Below are 576 nucleotides of genomic sequence, written 5' to 3'. Positions count from 1 at the left end.
TGGCCGGGGTTCGGCCGCTCACCTCGAGAAGGTCGAGGCGCCCGGCTCCATGCTCACCCACACCGCCGCACGCGCGCTGGCCGTCCTGCGCATCTCCACCGGATTCGTGTTCCTGTGGGCATTCTTCGACAAGACATTCGGCTGGGGCTTCGCCACCCCGTCGGCCCGAGCCTGGATCAACGGCGGCTCACCGACCAAAGGCTTCCTCTCCAACGTCGAAGTCGGCCCGTTCGACACCTTCTTCCACAACATCGCCGGCGACGCCTGGGCCGACTGGGCCTTCATGCTCGGCCTGCTCGCCATCGGCGCCGCCCTCATCCTCGGCATCGGCCTGCGCATCGCCGCCGGCGCCGCGGTGCTCATGATGGCCATGATGTGGGCCGCCGAATGGCCCCTGGACAAGACCACCACCACCGGCGAACCCAGCATGTCGACCAACCCGCTCATCGACTACCACATCATCTACGGCATCGGAGCGGTCGTCCTCGCCCTGACCTACGCCGGACACACCTGGGGCCTGGGCAAATGGTGGGCCGCCCTGCCCATCGTCCAGAAGAACCGCTGGCTCATCTGACC

The 576-nt window shown here is 67.5% G+C and carries 1 protein-coding gene; it reads left to right on the top strand.

The annotated features are described in order from the left end of the window. The coding region (locus LXN57_RS47775) for a DoxX family membrane protein (RefSeq protein ID WP_251804975.1) at positions 1-574 on the top strand (574 nt) is incomplete at its 5' end. Positions 575-576: the final 2 nt, after the last annotated feature.

The sequence above is a fragment of the Paractinoplanes hotanensis genome, from assembly GCF_023717965.1.
Lineage (GTDB): Bacteria > Actinomycetota > Actinomycetes > Mycobacteriales > Micromonosporaceae > Actinoplanes > Actinoplanes polyasparticus.
This window is presented reverse-complemented; position numbering and strand designations above follow the sequence as displayed.